Consider the following 14,709-nt stretch of genomic DNA (forward strand, 5'->3'; position numbering starts at 1 on the left):
TTACCGGCCGTCACCATAAGTGAAGTTGATCATCCGCCCCTTGCCGCACAGGTAAGAGGCTTTTTGTATAAAGACAAGAATTTACAGGATACTCATAAACCCGTATCTTTGGGCTAAAAAAAATACCAGCCCCTCATGTGGCCGGGTGTGCCGCCTTTCCTTGACCGCAGGGGTACCTTCTATTATAGTGGGTACGTAGGATTAACTATTTTAGCATAGAAAAAGGTGGCTTGTTACATGTCTGAAAGTATCTACGTTGGCGTGGATTTAGGTGGAACCACGATTAAGGTTGGAATCTGCAATGCCGAGGGGAACCTGCTGCACACTTTTGAGGGGCCTACGGGAACTGCGGATGGCGTCGATGCCGTCATCGATAATATCGAAAAGTATGTGCGTCAGATTGTGGAGGACTCCCCGTACTCTTGGGATCAGCTTGCCGGTGTAGGAGCGGGCCTGGCCGGGTTTACGAATATTCGTGAAGGAATCATCATCCTTGCGCCTAACATAGGTTTTAGAGATGTGCCGATCCGCTCCATTCTTGAGGGTCGCTTGAACAAGCCAGTCAAAATAGACAATGATGCTAACGTCGCTGCACTGGGTGAGGCCTGGAGCGGAGCAGGACGTGGTGTGGAGAATTGTGTCTGCTACACGCTGGGCACAGGTGTCGGCGGCGGTATCATTATTAATGGCAAGGTGTATCAAGGTTTTGCCGGACTAGCGGGCGAGCTTGGTCATATTTCTGTAGTGCCTGATCTGGAAGCTATCCAATGCGGCTGCGGCAACATGGGTTGTTTGGAGACCGTTTCCTCTGCTACGGGTATTATTCGCATGGCCAATGATGCTGTTAGCCGCGGCGACCGCACTTCCCTGTCCATGGTGGAGAAAATTGCCGCCAAGGAGGTATTTGATGCCGCCAAGGCCGGAGATGAAGTTGCTCTGCGAATTGTGAACCGTGCTGCGTTCTATCTGGGTAAATCCATGGCTGCTGTCGCAGCGGTGCTTAATCCGGAGGTGTTCATCGTTGGGGGTGGTGTCTCCAAAGCCGGAGATATTCTGTTTGAAGAGGTTCGCCGCGTGTTCGCGAAGCTGGCCCCGGCCCCACTGCAGACCGGAGTGACCATCGTGCCTGCCGAGCTTGGAAATGATGCGGGTATTATTGGCGCTGCAGGTCTTTTGCTGCGTTCTTAAGCAGATGGAATTATTCATATACTATGTATAGGGAGGGGGCGCTTTGATGACCGAACTGGAACAATCACCGCCCGGTGGTGCCACCCTGATCATTATTACGGGCATGTCAGGTGCAGGCAAGACAATTGCCGTGCAGAGTCTGGAGGATCTCGGATTTTTCTGTGTGGATAATTTGCCGCCGGTGCTGATTCCCAAATTCGCAGAGCTGATTGAACAATCCAAAGGGAAAATCGCCAAAGTAGCGCTTGTTATCGATTTGCGCGGAAGAGAATTCTTCACTGCTTTGTCGGAGTCACTGTCCTATATCAAAGACGAGTCTACGATCGGTTTTGAAATTCTATTCCTGGATGCAACCGATTCCGTACTGGTACAGCGCTACAAGGAGAGCCGGCGGCATCATCCGCTGGCGCCCCAAGGCATGCCGCTGGATGGCATTCGTCTCGAACGTCAGATGCTGGAGGAGCTGAAGAACTCAGCAACCTTATGTTTTGACACCAGCAGCATGAAGCCTGTCCAGTTGAAGGAGAAGATTGTATCGCGTTTTTCCCATCTGGGCAAAAGCACTCTTTCTGTCAATATTACTTCGTTTGGCTTCAAATACGGAATTCCGATCGACGCAGACCTTGTGTTTGATGTCCGTTTTTTGCCGAATCCTCATTATGTGGATCATTTGCGGCCAAAGACCGGTCAAGATAGCGAGGTTTACGATTATGTCATGAAATGGCCGGAGACACAGACGTTTCTGACCAAACTGCTGGATATGCTTCATTTCCTCATTCCGCAATACCGGAAAGAAGGCAAATCCCAGATTATTATCGGCATCGGCTGTACGGGCGGCAAACACCGCTCTGTGGCAATATCCGAGTACCTGGGTAAGATGCTGGGGGTTAGTGAGACGGAGTCGGTAGCCGTCAGCCACCGGGACTCCGAGCGTGACCGGCATTAAGAGAGAAGGGGTCAATAGTGGCTGAAGAACAAGGACAACGTCCACGTATCGTCGTTATGGGTGGAGGTACGGGATTGTCTGTTATGCTTCGCGGTTTGAAGGAAAAGCCGCTTGACATTACAGCGATCGTTACGGTTGCGGATGACGGGGGAAGCTCTGGCATACTGCGCAGTGAACTGCAAATGCCACCCCCTGGCGATATCCGCAATGTACTGACAGCAATGGCTGATGTAGAACCGCTCATGGCCCAGATCATGAAATACCGCTTCAGCAGCGGAGAAGGCTTGGCCGGGCATAGCCTCGGGAATTTGATTCTGGCGGCGCTGACGGACATTTCCGGTGATTTTGTCACTGCGGTCCGGGAGCTTAGCCGGTTATTCGCCGTGCGCGGACGCGTGCTGCCTGCGGCTGGCGAAGCTGTAGTGCTGCACGCTGAGATGGCCGATGGCACTATGATCACAGGTGAATCCAAAATCCCTGAGGCCAGAGGGGTCATCAAACGGGTCTCCCTGGAGCCGGCAGATGTAGAACCGCTACCGGAGGCACTGGAGGCCATCCGTAATGCCGATGCCATCCTATGTGGTCCAGGCAGTCTGTACACGAGTATTCTGCCGAATTTGCTGGTGCCTAAGCTGGCGGAGGCTGTTGTGGCCTCGGATGCGATCAAAATTTTTGTCTGTAACGTGATGACCCAGCCCGGGGAAACAGACAACTACACGGTTAGTGACCACCTTCAGGCCGTCTATGACCACGTAGGACTTCATTTGTTCGATTACGTGATCGTGAACGATGGCGAGATTCCTGAGCAGGTCCAGTTAAAGTATGCAGAAAAGGGTGCCCGGCCCGTACAGCTTGACCTCGATGTAGTGGATGGTAACGGCTACAAAGTGATTGCCGATAAGCTGGTATTATTCAAGACCTATCTGAGGCATGATACAGATAAGCTTAGTCATCATATTTACCAGCTTGTGAAAGACTGGATTTCCAGATAAGTCTATTTTGTAGGAACATGAAAGAGGTGAGCCCCTTGTCTTTTGCGGCCCTTACCAAAAAAGAGCTGACGATGGTGGAGAGCCAGCCTTGCTGTGAGAAAGCAGAGATGTCCGCGCTGATCCGGATGAATGGTTCGGTGCAGCTTTCAAGCAAAAAGGTAGTCCTCGACATTTCGACGGAGAACGCCGCGATTGCAAGGCGGGTATATTCTTTGCTTAAGAAATATTACCAGGTCCATATCGAGCTGCTCGTGCGTAAAAAAATGCGTTTGAAGAAGAATAACGTCTATATCGTGCGGATTCCAAACCGCGTTCAGGAAATTCTCAAGGATCTGCGGATCGTCTCCGAAGGCTTCATCTTCACGGATGGGATCGACCACGAAATTGTCGGCAAGAACTGCTGCAAACGCGCATACCTGCGGGGGGCGTTTATGGCGGGAGGGTCGGTCAATAATCCGGAAGGATCTTCCTATCATCTGGAGATTGCTTCGATGTACGAGGAGCACTGCAAGGCGCTGGTGGATCTGGCAGGTGAATTTCATCTGAATGCCCGCTGTATTGAGCGCAAAAAGGGCTTCATCCTGTACATCAAGGAAGGCGAGAAAATCATCGAGTTTCTTAGCCTGATCGGTGCACATCAAGCACTGTTTAAGTTCGAGGATGTGCGGATTATGCGTGACATGCGCAATTCCGTGAACCGGATCGTCAACTGCGAAACGGCCAACCTGAACAAAACCATAAGTGCGGCGGTGCGGCAGATCGAGAATATCAAGCTGCTGCAGCGTGAGGTGGGGCTGGAAAGCCTGCCGGATAAGCTGCGCGAAGTAGCCGAGATCAGATTGGCACACCCGGATATCAACCTTAAGGAAGTTGGCGAAATGCTGAAAGGCACAGTCAGTAAATCGGGAGTAAATCACCGTTTGCGCAAAATTGACGAGCTGGCTGATAAGGTCCGGGGCGGCTGATTATTTTTTTTCTAGTGCGGTTGCGGTTATAATGATATAATATTATAAAATTAATGTGAAATTTTTGGGCAGATCTCAAATAGGGGGTAAGCGTTTCATGACAAAGCACCCGGTAGTTGTACGGTTGAAGACGGGGCTTCACGCTCGGCCGGCAGCATTGTTCGTGCAGGAAGCTAACAAATTCTCGTCGGAGATTTTCGTGGAAAAAGACGATAAAAAAGTGAACGCTAAAAGCATCATGGGTATTATGAGCCTGGCGATCAGTTCCGGCACGGAGATTTATATCAGCGCGGACGGCGCCGATGCGGACCAAGCTGTAACCGCTTTGACAAGTCTTGTCAGCAAAGAAGAGCTTGAGAACCAGTAATTGTTGCAAGGCCTTACTTTTAAATGGTATGACAAAAAGCCCTCCGGGGCTTTTTTTAATGTCTGCGTATAGATAGGAATAGGAAAGAATAAGGTTACGGTTATGTGCTCCTGTAGTCTTGTATAACTTTTTTTCTTTTCCAATGAGACGATATGCAACTTTTGCCAAGCCGCGCCGTCTAGAGGGTACCAACAACAATTACAAATAACGAAAGGGGATGGCAAACATGAATGCATGGAGCAAAAAGCTCGGAGCGGTAATGCTGGCAGGGAGTTTGATGATGGGGGGGATGGCTTTGAGCGGAGCATTCCAAGGTCCTGAAAAGGCTTACGCCGCAGAGGAGGCCCAGAGAAACATCGTCAATGTGATTGGCAAAGGAGAGCTTTCCATCAAACCGGACGTTGTCTATCTGTCTATCGGGGTGAGCACTTCGGCAGCAACGGCAGAAGAGGCACAGAAAACCAATGGAGCCAAAATCACCAAGATCACCACATTGCTGAAGACGACCTGGGGTATTGCAGATAAAGACGTTCAGAGCACCCAATTCAGCGTACAACCGAACTACAGCTATTCTGATAAAGATGGCCAGCAGGTTAAGGGTTACATTGCCCAGCATACGTTGAAGGTAACCTATCGTGACCTAACCAAGGTTGGGGCGCTGCTGGATGCCGCTTCTACTGCAGGAGCGAATAACATTGGTAATGCCCAATTTGCTATTGAAGATCCGTCAGCCTTTGAAGCACAGGTGATTGAAAAAGCCATGACCAATGCAGATGTAAAAGCTGGAGCTATTGCCAAAGCAGCCAAACGCAGCCTGGGCCAGGTTATTACGGTCACACAGAATGATGACGGCAACAACCCTGTGATCTATATGGAAAATGCAGCAATGTCCAAAGCAGCGGCAGATACAGCCGGCGGCACTTCCGTTGAGCCGGGAGAAGTGAAGGTTTCAACACAGCTTAGCGTAATGTATGAGCTGAAATAGTCTGTATTCCTCAAGAGGCGCTTCCCCTGCTGGTTACAGCAGGGAGCAGTGCCTTTTTTTTGCGGGGAATGGTTGCGAGATCTCTCATTTTGTTTAAAGAAATGTAATAAGCAGCCCTGAAATGGTCGGCGAAGCTTAAGAAATTGTAAAGGGCTTTGTAACAACCGCTGCTCCTGATCTCTCTATAATGGGAAGAGTGGAAACGAGGGCGGCAAGCAGGCTGCTCTCCGGTGTTCTGGAATTTTCATCAAATCTATCATCGTATTAGCGGAAGGGGATAACCATATGAAGAACATTAAGAAGAAACAGGCCCACGCATGGGGGGCGGGCATTATGGCGGCAGGGCTTCTGCTAAGCGGAGGGCTTCTGCCCGCAGGGACCAGTCAGGCTGCTTCAGCTGCGGTTCAGGCAAATGCGGAACATTCGCTAGTGGTGCTGAAGGTAAACGGGAAGATTACACCTCAGACTGGTGTTGTCCATGAAGGGAAAGTGTGGGTGCCGTTGACCTTTTTACGCGATTCACTGGGTATGTCCCTGACCTATGATAAGGCAGAAAAGGCCTATACAGTCGGTAAAGGAACAACGAAGGTTAATCTGTCTATCACCGATTACGAAATTTCAATCCGGGTGAATAATTATTATTTAAATGATTATCAAGCTCAAAATATCAACAATCGGCTGTTCGTTCCGCTTGATCTGCTGAACGATTTTCTGGGATATAAAGGGGACTATAGTGCGGCTACAGGCCGGTTGAATGTCGTCAGTAAACCGCAAAATGCGATTACCATAAAGACGGAGAGCATCGTCAAGGAAAGTAAGGACACACCGGTCAAGCTGGATTATCCGCAGATCAGCGGTCTGGTGAATGCCAAGGCCCAGCAAACGATCAACGATACAATTAAGCAGACACTCACCAAATTTGCAGCAGAAGCAGAGAAGGAAATTGCGAATAGATCCTCGGACGACCGGCCGTATGAGTTCGACGGGGGCTATGTGATCACGTACAACCAGGACGGCATACTCAGTCTGATCACGACCCAGTACAGCTATACTGGCGGTGCCCACGGCATGACTTACCGCAATGCATTCACGTTCTCTCTGAAGGACGGCAAGCGCCTCCTGATTGGGGATTTGCTGAAAGCCAACCCGAACTATAAAAAAGAGCTTAATGCCAAGCTGTCCAAGCTAATCAAGGCAGAGGGCGGCTACCTGGGCGGCTTCACCGGCCTGAATACAGAGAAGAATTTTTATGTGAAAGACGGAAAATTGGCAGTGTTCTTCCAGCTTTATGAATATACAGCATATGCCTCCGGGTTCCCTGAATATGAGTTCACCTTCAAGGAGCTTCTGCCGGATGGAAGCAGCCCGTTCGCTGGTCTGAAATAAGTGCCTTCCTTCATAAAACAGGAGAATAGCCCGCTCCGCTAATGCCGTATATGGACACCTTTCCGTTGCCTGGCGCCTTCCCCGGTCATAAGCTAAAGGAGAAACCAGCTTATCAAGCGGGGAGGGAAGGAAATGAGTTATCTCTACACGGCTATCGGTGATTCCTTGACGACCGGATTCGGAGCACTGCCGGGTAATGGCTTCGTACCCGTTTACCGCAGAATGGCAGAGGGGCAGCTCCGCGCTCCAGTCGGATCGGTCAACCTTGGTATCAATGGTCTAACTACCGCTGCATTGGAGCAACGCCTAAGCAGTGACCCCATGTTCCGCCAAGCAGTCCGGGGTGCAGATATTGTTACCTTGTCCATTGGCGGAAACGATCTGATCAAGGCAGCCAAAGCCGTGTCATTTCGTCCGGGCTACCTGTCTCCAGCGCTGGAACGGGCGCTTCGCGAGTGCAAAAGAAACTTCAACGAGATTATGGGTTCACTCCGGCAGTTGAAGAACGGCAGCCGCCAGCCCTATATCATCCGGTTGGTTGGACTCTATAATCCTTATCCCCAGTTATCGGAAGCTACAGACTGGGTACGCCAGTTTAACGGCTATGTTGCGGGTTATAGCAGCAGTGTATGCGGGTTTGCCTCCATCTATCATGAGTTCACCGGCAATGAGCGTGGACTGCTGTCACTGGATCATGTGCATCCTAACGGTAGAGGGTACCGTGTAATCGCCGGGAAGCTCGATGCCTTGGGTTACAGCCGGCTGGGATAACGAACTGGGTGCTATACATGCAAAAGAGGCTGCTCTAGACCATTAGGTCCAGGCAGCCTCTTTTGCTGTGCTTTGAATTATACGCCTGAAGGCAGCGTCTTCTCAATAACCTTATCGACAATACCATACTCGGCTGCTTCAGCAGCGGTCATGAAGTAGTCGCGGTCAGTATCCTTTTCGATGCGCTCCAGCGGTTGGCCAGTGCGTTCAGACAGGATACGGTTCAGCTTGTCGCGAAGCTTCAGGATACGGCGGGCACGGATTTCGATGTCTGTAGCCTGTCCTTGAGCACCACCCAGCGGCTGGTGGATCATGATCTCACTGTTTGGCAACGCGAAGCGTTTGCCCTTGGCACCGGCATTCAGCAGGAAAGCCCCCATGGAGGCAGCCATGCCCACACAAATGGTGGAAACATCCGGTTTAATGTATTGCATTGTATCAAATATAGCCATTCCGGCTGTGATGGAACCGCCAGGGCTGTTCACATACAGATGAATATCCTTATCTGGATCCTCGGCAGCCAGGAAGAGCATTTGGGCGATGATGGAATTGGCTACCACGTCATTAACCTCCGTTCCGAGGAAAATGATGCGGTCCTTCAGCAGGCGGGAATAGATGTCATAAGCGCGCTCACCGCGGTTGCTCTGTTCTACTACCATAGGAATATAACTCACGTGGAAAACCTCCTTGAATTGGTTCTTCGAATGTGTTCATTTTTTACTGTTACCGTATTAACCACATGATAAACAAATTCAAACAAAAAGTCAAAGAAAGTCAAACTTAGTTTATAAAAAAAGAGCCAACAAGCGGCTCTTTGGTTAAATACTATAGGTGGAATGCTAAAATATGTACAAAAGTGAAATTAATGGCGCGCCCGCCAAGAATCGAACTTGGATCTCAGGCTTCGGAGGCCTACGTCATATCCATTGGACCACGGGCGCAACAGAAATTATTATAATCTATTTAGGGTTCAAATGCAACGGCTTAATCACACTGCTGTAAAAATATCTTTGTCTTCTTCTAAATTAGCGGCCTCAAGCGTCCGGGAATATTCATTAACGGGGCTTTTATCCGGGAGTCACAGGACTTTCAGCACTTTCCATGGTGTGGCAGATGTATAAGATGAAAAGAGGATGAGAATTATAGTCTCGGAAGACTTGCACTCCGCGTAATATTTGGGTAGAATATGGGTGGGACTTAAAAAGTTAACCCGGGACGTTTTAAGACCATGGACAAGGGAATAAGAGGAAGACGAAGTTGCAGGAGTGAAAGCATGCGTAATTTATTAGAAATCCAAAAGCAGCTTCTGCCTGATCTCATGGAAACCCTTAAGAGACGTTACACGATTCTACATCAGATCATGCTGTCCGATATTATTGGGCGCAGAACACTTGCCGCATCGCTGGATATGACAGAGCGGGTGCTGCGTGCCGAGACGGATCTTCTGAAATCGCAAGGGCTCATTGAGATCGAGAGCGTAGGCATGCGCGTAAGCGATGCGGGGCGCAGACTGCTTGACCTGCTGGAGCCAATCGCCAAGAGCCTGTTTGGCCTGGATGATCTGGAAGATAAAATTCGTACAACGTATGGTCTGAACAAAGTTATTGTTGTACCTGGTGATTGCGAGACATCGCCGTTCACGAAGCGTGAGCTCGGACGCGCGGGTGCCAAGGCATTGCTTGGTGTACTGCGGTCGGATGATACCATTGCCGTTACGGGCGGTTCAACGCTTGCTGAAATGGCTGATCAGCTCACGCCTCCGTTATCCCTTTCCTATAAGAACGCTTGGGTTGTCCCGGCGCGCGGGGGATTGGGTGAGAGCATGGAAATCCAGGCTAATACGATTGCTTCAAAGATGGCCAAACGGATGGGAGCCAATTACCGCCTTCTGCATGTGCCTGATTTACTTAGTGAAGATGCTTACCAGTCACTGGCGCTCGATGCAAATATTGGAGAGATCGTGCAAATTATCCGCAGATCACGAATTATTGTGCATGGTATTGGGGATGCCATTGAAATGACCCGCCGCCGCAAGCTGGATGAGACTACAGTCTCAGAGATTCAGGAAGAAGGAGCGGTTGCCGAATCGTTCGGCTATTATTTCAATGAAGAAGGTCAGGTTGTTCATACCATGCTGACTATGGGGCTCCGACTTGAGGATATTATCCGCACGGAAGTGGTTGTCGGAATTGCAGGAGGCAAACGCAAGGCGAAAGCCATTCATGCGATGCTGCGGTTCGGGCAGGAGGATATACTCGTTACTGATGAGGCGGCTGCTGTCGAAATCGGCAAAGAAATTGACAATCAGATCCAGGCAGTCCTATAGTTTCCAGAATATGGGGAGCAAGCAAAGGACTTATGCATTATACTTAACATTGTTGTCTTGACGAGCCTCACGGCCTGTCTTGAATAAATAAAACGAAATCTAGGAGGAACTATTCAATGAGTGTAAAAGTTGGTATTAACGGTTTTGGACGTATTGGACGCCTTGCATTCCGCCGTATTCAAAATGTAGAAGGTATCGAAGTGGTAGCAATCAATGACTTGACTGACGCTAAGATGCTTGCTCATTTGCTTAAATATGATACAACTCAAGGTAAATTCCAAGGCGATGTTGAAGTGCATGACGGCTTCTTCAAAGTTAACGGCAAAGATGTTAAGGTTCTTGCTAACCGCAACCCTGAAGAACTTCCTTGGGGAGAGCTTGGCGTTGATATCGTTCTGGAATGCACAGGTTTCTTCACAACTAAAGAAGCCGCTGAAAAGCACCTTAAAGGTGGAGCTAAGAAAGTAGTTATCTCCGCTCCAGCTACAGGCGACATGAAAACTGTTGTTTACAACGTTAACGATGACATCCTTGACGGTTCCGAAACAGTAATCTCCGGCGCTTCTTGCACAACTAACTGCCTGGCTCCAATGGCAAAAGTTCTGAACGACAAGTTCGGAATCGTTGAAGGCCTGATGACTACTATCCACGCTTACACAGGTGACCAGAATACTCTTGATGCTCCACACGCAAAAGGCGACTTCAGACGTGCCCGCGCTGCTGCTGAGAACATCATTCCTAACACTACCGGTGCTGCAAAAGCTATCGGTCTGGTAATCCCAGCACTGAAAGGCAAACTTGACGGTGCAGCACAACGTGTGCCTGTAGCGACTGGTTCCCTGACTGAGCTGGTTACTGTTCTGGATAAGAGCGTAACTGTTGAAGAAATCAACGCAGCAATGAAAGCAGCTTCCGATCCAGAAACTTACGGCTACACTGAAGATGAAATCGTATCTTCCGACATCAAGGGTATGACTTTTGGTTCTCTGTTCGATGCTACACAGACTAAGGTCCTGACTGTTGGCGACAAACAACTGGTTAAAACTGTTGCTTGGTATGACAATGAAATGTCCTACACTGCACAACTCGTCCGTACTTTGGAGAAATTCGCTAAACTGGCTCAATAATATCGATTTCATATAAGCGTAACTATAGAGCGGAAACAGACTTTCCTTGTTTCCGCTCTTTCTAAATGGATTCGTGAACGAACCAATTTTGGGTGTGGAGGAAATGTTAATCATGAACAAAAAAAGTGTCCGTGATGTAGAAGTAAAAGGCAAACGCGTATTCGTGCGTGTGGATTTCAACGTGCCAGTGGAAGACGGTAAAATCACTGATGATACCCGTATCCGCGAAACCCTTCCAACAATTAAATACCTGATCGAGAACGGTGCAAAGGTCATTCTGGCCAGCCATATGGGCCGTCCTAAAGGTGAATTCGTCGATTCCATGCGTTTGACATCCGCTGCTGTCCGTCTGTCCGAGCTTCTCGGCAAACCGGTAGCCAAGGCTGATGAAGCGGTTGGCGATGCAGTAAAAGCGCAAATCGCTGAAATGAACGAAGGCGACGTGCTTGTGCTTGAAAACGTACGTTTCTATAAAGGTGAAGAAAAGAACGATCCTGAACTGGCTAAGCAGTTCGCAGAACTGGCTGATCTGTTCGTCAACGACGCATTCGGCGCGGCTCACCGTGCACATGCTTCGACAGAAGGTATCGCCCACTTCCTGCCTGCAGTATCCGGTCTTCTGATGGAGAAAGAATTGTCCGTTCTGGGCAAAGCCCTTTCGAACCCTGAACGTCCTTTCACTGCCATCATCGGCGGATCTAAAGTTAAAGACAAAATCGACGTTATCGACAACCTGCTGACTCTGGCTGACAACGTATTGATCGGCGGCGGCCTTTCTTACACCTTCACCAAAGCTCAAGGCTTCGAAATCGGCGAATCCCTGGTAGATAACGAGAAGCTCGAAGCTTCGCTCGGATTTATCGAAAAAGCTAAAAAACTTGGCAAGAACTTCCTGCTGCCGGTAGACGTTGTTGTAGCTGACAAGTTCGGCGCAGACGCGAATACCAAGGTAGTAGACATCAATGAAATCCCGGCAGGCTGGATGGGGCTGGACATCGGTCCTAAGACTCGCGAACTCTATGCTGATGTGATCAAGAACTCTAAGCTGGTTGTTTGGAACGGACCTATGGGCGTGTTCGAAATCGACATCTTTGCTGAAGGAACTAAGGCTGTAGCTCAGGCTTGTGCAACAACCGAAGGTTATACGATCATCGGCGGCGGTGATTCCGCAGCAGCGGCAGAGAAATTCCACCTGGCTGACCAAATGGACCACATCTCCACTGGCGGCGGCGCATCACTCGAGTTCATGGAAGGCAAGGCACTTCCTGGCGTAGAAGCACTGAACGACAAGTAAGACGTAGAAGGTAGAAGGAGGCATTCCATTACTATGAGCAGAACACCTATCATCGCCGGGAACTGGAAGATGTTCAAAACCGTTTCCGAAGCGGAAGGCTTTTTCGCTGAAGTCAAAGGCCAAGCAGAAGTGAAAGGCGTAGAAACTGTAATCTGCGCACCATTCACGAACCTGCCGGCACTGGTTGCAGCAGCCAAAGGTACCAGCATTAAGATTGGCGCACAGAATCTGCACTTCGAAGATAACGGAGCCTACACAGGCGAAATCAGCGGTGTAATGCTGAAGGACCTTGGCGTAGATTATGTGATCATCGGCCACTCTGAACGCCGTGCATACTTTGGCGAGACAGACGAAATCGTGAACAAGAAGATGCATGCGGCTTTCCGCCACGGCATCACTCCAATTGTATGTGTAGGCGAAAAGCTCGAAGAGCGCGAAGCTAACCAGACAAAAGATGTTTGCAAAGTCCAAACCGAAGGCGCATTTGCCGGCCTTAGCGCAGAGCAGGCTGCAAGTGTAGTTATTGCCTATGAGCCAATCTGGGCTATCGGAACAGGTAAATCCTCTACTTCCCAGGATGCCAATGAAGTTATTGCTTACATCCGTACGCTTGTAAAAGACCTGTACGATGAAGCGACTGCTGAAGCAGTGCGTATCCAATACGGTGGCAGTGTGAAGCCTGAGAATGTTACGGAGTACATGAGTCAGAGTGACATCGACGGCGCGCTCGTCGGCGGTGCCAGCCTGCAGCCTGCTTCGTTCGTTTCATTGGTTGAGGGGGCGAAGTAAGGATGTCAGCACCAAAACCCGTTGCTTTGATCATCATGGATGGTTTCGGTCTGCGTAATACGACTGAAGGCAACGCTGTTGCCCAAGCCAACAAGCCGAACTATGACCGTTACCTGAAGCAGTATCCGAACACCACACTTACCGCTTGCGGTGAAGCTGTAGGGTTGCCGGAAGGACAGATGGGGAACTCCGAAGTGGGTCACCTTAACATCGGTGCCGGCCGGATCGTATACCAGGACCTGACCCGTATCGACAAGTCGATACGTGATGGGGAATTCTTTGAGAACGAAACACTGGTTGCCGCTGTAAGAAGCGCCAAATCAACCGGCAAGAAGCTTCACCTGTATGCGCTTGTATCCGACGGAGGGGTGCACAGCCATATCAAACACCTGTTTGCTATGCTCGATCTGGCCAAAAAAGAAGATATGCACGAAGTGTATATTCATGCTTTCATGGATGGCCGAGACGTTCCTCCTGACAGCGGACAGAAGTTCGTTCAGGAGCTGATCGCCAAGATTGACGAAGTGGGTGTAGGCAAGATTGCTACGGTTTCCGGACGGTATTTCGCGATGGACCGTGACAAACGCTGGGAACGTGTAGAGAAGGCTTACCGCGCTATGGTTTATGGGGAAGGCCCGAAATATACAGATGCCCTGCAGGCGATTACTGGATCTTACCAGAACTCTGTGTATGATGAATTTGTTGAGCCTAGCGTAATTGTAGACAGCGAAGGTAAACCGACAGCGACTGTTGAGAGCGGCGATTCCGTCGTGTTCCTCAACTTCCGCCCGGACCGTGCGATTCAGCTGTCCCAGGTATTCACGAATTCGGATTTCCGCGGCTTCGACCGGGGTCCGTTGTTCCCGCAGAACTTGCATTTCGTATGTTTGACTACATTCAGTGAGACTGTTCAGGGCTATGTGGCATATTCGCCTAAGAACTTGGACAATACACTGGGTGAAGTGCTTGTACAGCAGAACAAGAAGCAGCTGCGTATCGCGGAAACTGAGAAGTATCCGCACGTAACCTTCTTCTTCAGCGGTGGACGCGATGAAGAGCTTCCTGGCGAAACCCGTATCCTGATTAACTCGCCAAAAGTGGCAACCTATGATCTTCAGCCTGAGATGAGCGCATACGAAGTGGCGGCGGCCTGCGTAGCGGAGATCGAAGCAGACAGACAAGATGCTATTATCCTGAACTTTGCGAACCCTGACATGGTAGGACACTCCGGTATGCTGGAGCCAACCATCAAGGCTGTAGAAGTAACGGATGAATGTGTGGGTAAGGTTGTGGATGCAGTTGTAGCCAAAGGTGGCGTTGCCATCATCATTGCCGACCACGGTAATGCGGATATGGTGTTTGACGAGAATGGTCGTCCGTTCACGGCACATACTACCAACCCGGTTCCTTTCATTGTAACCACCGAAAATGTTGTACTGCGCGAATCCGGTATTCTCGCAGACGTGGCACCAACGATCTTAGATCTGATGGGACTTCCGCAACCTGCGGAAATGACCGGACAGTCCATGATTGCCAGCCGCAAATAGTCAGTACCCTGCCAGACCTGTAAGAC

Annotated in this window: 14 protein-coding genes and 1 tRNA gene; 13 read left to right on the plus strand and 2 right to left on the minus strand. The window is 49.8% G+C overall.

Translation table 11 applies throughout. The features are described 5' to 3' along the window. The first annotated feature begins 237 nt into the window (after positions 1-237). The 8 genes from A3849_RS06045 to A3849_RS06080 all read left to right on the plus strand — a co-directional run bounded on the left by A3849_RS06045 (position 238) and on the right by A3849_RS06080 (position 7,600). Positions 238-1,188, plus strand: a complete 951-nt coding sequence (locus tag A3849_RS06045) for an ROK family glucokinase (RefSeq protein WP_074088722.1) — start codon at positions 238-240, stop codon at positions 1,186-1,188. Positions 1,189-1,234: 46 nt separating this feature from the next. Then, on the plus strand, positions 1,235-2,134 hold the full coding sequence (rapZ, locus tag A3849_RS06050) for an RNase adapter RapZ (protein ID WP_074110591.1): 900 nt from the start codon (positions 1,235-1,237) through the stop codon (positions 2,132-2,134). A gap of 56 nt (positions 2,135-2,190) precedes the next feature. Then, positions 2,191-3,126 (plus strand): gluconeogenesis factor YvcK family protein, encoded by a 936-nt coding sequence (locus A3849_RS06055; protein WP_178382623.1) that lies wholly within the window; start codon positions 2,191-2,193, stop codon positions 3,124-3,126. Between the two features lie 35 nt (positions 3,127-3,161). Continuing rightward, complete coding sequence (gene whiA / locus A3849_RS06060) at positions 3,162-4,091, plus strand: DNA-binding protein WhiA (protein ID WP_074088725.1); 930 nt, start codon at positions 3,162-3,164, stop codon at positions 4,089-4,091. A 97-nt stretch (positions 4,092-4,188) separates the two neighbouring features. After that, a complete protein-coding gene (locus tag A3849_RS06065; protein WP_019914358.1) occupies positions 4,189-4,458 on the plus strand; it encodes an HPr family phosphocarrier protein in 270 nt (89 codons plus the stop codon). 226 nt (positions 4,459-4,684) lie between these two features. Continuing rightward, positions 4,685-5,443: an SIMPL domain-containing protein gene (locus A3849_RS06070; protein WP_074110593.1), complete on the plus strand. Its 759-nt coding sequence runs from the start codon at positions 4,685-4,687 to the stop codon at positions 5,441-5,443. 285 nt (positions 5,444-5,728) lie between these two features. Then, a complete protein-coding gene (locus A3849_RS06075; protein ID WP_074110594.1) occupies positions 5,729-6,829 on the plus strand; it encodes a PdaC/SigV domain-containing protein in 1,101 nt (366 codons plus the stop codon). A gap of 132 nt (positions 6,830-6,961) precedes the next feature. Next, positions 6,962-7,600 (plus strand): GDSL-type esterase/lipase family protein, encoded by a 639-nt coding sequence (locus A3849_RS06080; protein ID WP_074110595.1) that lies wholly within the window; start codon positions 6,962-6,964, stop codon positions 7,598-7,600. A gap of 77 nt (positions 7,601-7,677) precedes the next feature. Here A3849_RS06080 and clpP read toward each other — a convergent pair whose 3' ends face one another. Both clpP and A3849_RS06090 read right to left on the minus strand, forming a co-directional pair. Beyond that, positions 7,678-8,274, minus strand: a complete 597-nt coding sequence (gene clpP, locus A3849_RS06085; protein ID WP_074110596.1) for an ATP-dependent Clp endopeptidase proteolytic subunit ClpP — start codon at positions 8,272-8,274, stop codon at positions 7,678-7,680. Positions 8,275-8,466: 192 nt separating this feature from the next. Continuing rightward, positions 8,467-8,541: transfer RNA gene (locus A3849_RS06090), tRNA-Arg, on the minus strand. A 332-nt stretch (positions 8,542-8,873) separates the two neighbouring features. Between A3849_RS06090 and A3849_RS06095 the strand changes: the two genes are divergently transcribed. From A3849_RS06095 to gpmI, 5 genes are all read left to right on the plus strand, one after another. Continuing rightward, positions 8,874-9,926, plus strand: coding sequence for a sugar-binding transcriptional regulator (locus tag A3849_RS06095; RefSeq protein ID WP_074088730.1), 1,053 nt, complete (start codon positions 8,874-8,876; stop codon positions 9,924-9,926). Between the two features lie 116 nt (positions 9,927-10,042). Further along, positions 10,043-11,053 (plus strand): type I glyceraldehyde-3-phosphate dehydrogenase, encoded by a 1,011-nt coding sequence (gene gap, locus A3849_RS06100; protein ID WP_074088731.1) that lies wholly within the window; start codon positions 10,043-10,045, stop codon positions 11,051-11,053. 112 nt (positions 11,054-11,165) lie between these two features. Then, positions 11,166-12,347, plus strand: coding sequence for a phosphoglycerate kinase (locus A3849_RS06105; RefSeq protein WP_074110597.1), 1,182 nt, complete (start codon positions 11,166-11,168; stop codon positions 12,345-12,347). 33 nt (positions 12,348-12,380) lie between these two features. Continuing rightward, positions 12,381-13,136 (plus strand): triose-phosphate isomerase, encoded by a 756-nt coding sequence (gene tpiA / locus A3849_RS06110; RefSeq protein ID WP_074103415.1) that lies wholly within the window; start codon positions 12,381-12,383, stop codon positions 13,134-13,136. Between the two features lie 2 nt (positions 13,137-13,138). Beyond that, positions 13,139-14,683 (plus strand): 2,3-bisphosphoglycerate-independent phosphoglycerate mutase, encoded by a 1,545-nt coding sequence (gene gpmI / locus A3849_RS06115; RefSeq protein ID WP_074110598.1) that lies wholly within the window; start codon positions 13,139-13,141, stop codon positions 14,681-14,683. The last annotated feature ends 26 nt before the right edge of the window (positions 14,684-14,709 follow it).

This window comes from Paenibacillus sp. P46E (assembly GCF_001909095.1).
GTDB classification, from domain to species: domain Bacteria; phylum Bacillota; class Bacilli; order Paenibacillales; family Paenibacillaceae; genus Paenibacillus_AQ; species Paenibacillus_AQ helianthi.

Bases quoted from the DNA above. Each gene is read 5' to 3' on its own strand.
- A3849_RS06080 (WP_074110595.1), top strand. From the start codon at position 6,962: ATGAGTTATCTCTACACGGCTATCGGTGATTCCTTGACGACCGGATTC.
- A3849_RS06105 (WP_074110597.1), top strand. From the start codon at position 11,166: ATGAACAAAAAAAGTGTCCGTGATGTAGAAGTAAAAGGCAAACGCGTA.
- rapZ (WP_074110591.1), top strand. From the start codon at position 1,235: ATGACCGAACTGGAACAATCACCGCCCGGTGGTGCCACCCTGATCATT.
- A3849_RS06055 (WP_178382623.1), top strand. From the start codon at position 2,191: ATGGGTGGAGGTACGGGATTGTCTGTTATGCTTCGCGGTTTGAAGGAA.
- tpiA (WP_074103415.1), top strand. From the start codon at position 12,381: ATGAGCAGAACACCTATCATCGCCGGGAACTGGAAGATGTTCAAAACC.
- gpmI (WP_074110598.1), top strand. From the start codon at position 13,139: ATGTCAGCACCAAAACCCGTTGCTTTGATCATCATGGATGGTTTCGGT.
- A3849_RS06065 (WP_019914358.1), top strand. From the start codon at position 4,189: ATGACAAAGCACCCGGTAGTTGTACGGTTGAAGACGGGGCTTCACGCT.
- A3849_RS06070 (WP_074110593.1), top strand. From the start codon at position 4,685: ATGAATGCATGGAGCAAAAAGCTCGGAGCGGTAATGCTGGCAGGGAGT.
- A3849_RS06045 (WP_074088722.1), top strand. From the start codon at position 238: ATGTCTGAAAGTATCTACGTTGGCGTGGATTTAGGTGGAACCACGATT.
- A3849_RS06095 (WP_074088730.1), top strand. From the start codon at position 8,874: ATGCGTAATTTATTAGAAATCCAAAAGCAGCTTCTGCCTGATCTCATG.
- A3849_RS06075 (WP_074110594.1), top strand. From the start codon at position 5,729: ATGAAGAACATTAAGAAGAAACAGGCCCACGCATGGGGGGCGGGCATT.
- gap (WP_074088731.1), top strand. From the start codon at position 10,043: ATGAGTGTAAAAGTTGGTATTAACGGTTTTGGACGTATTGGACGCCTT.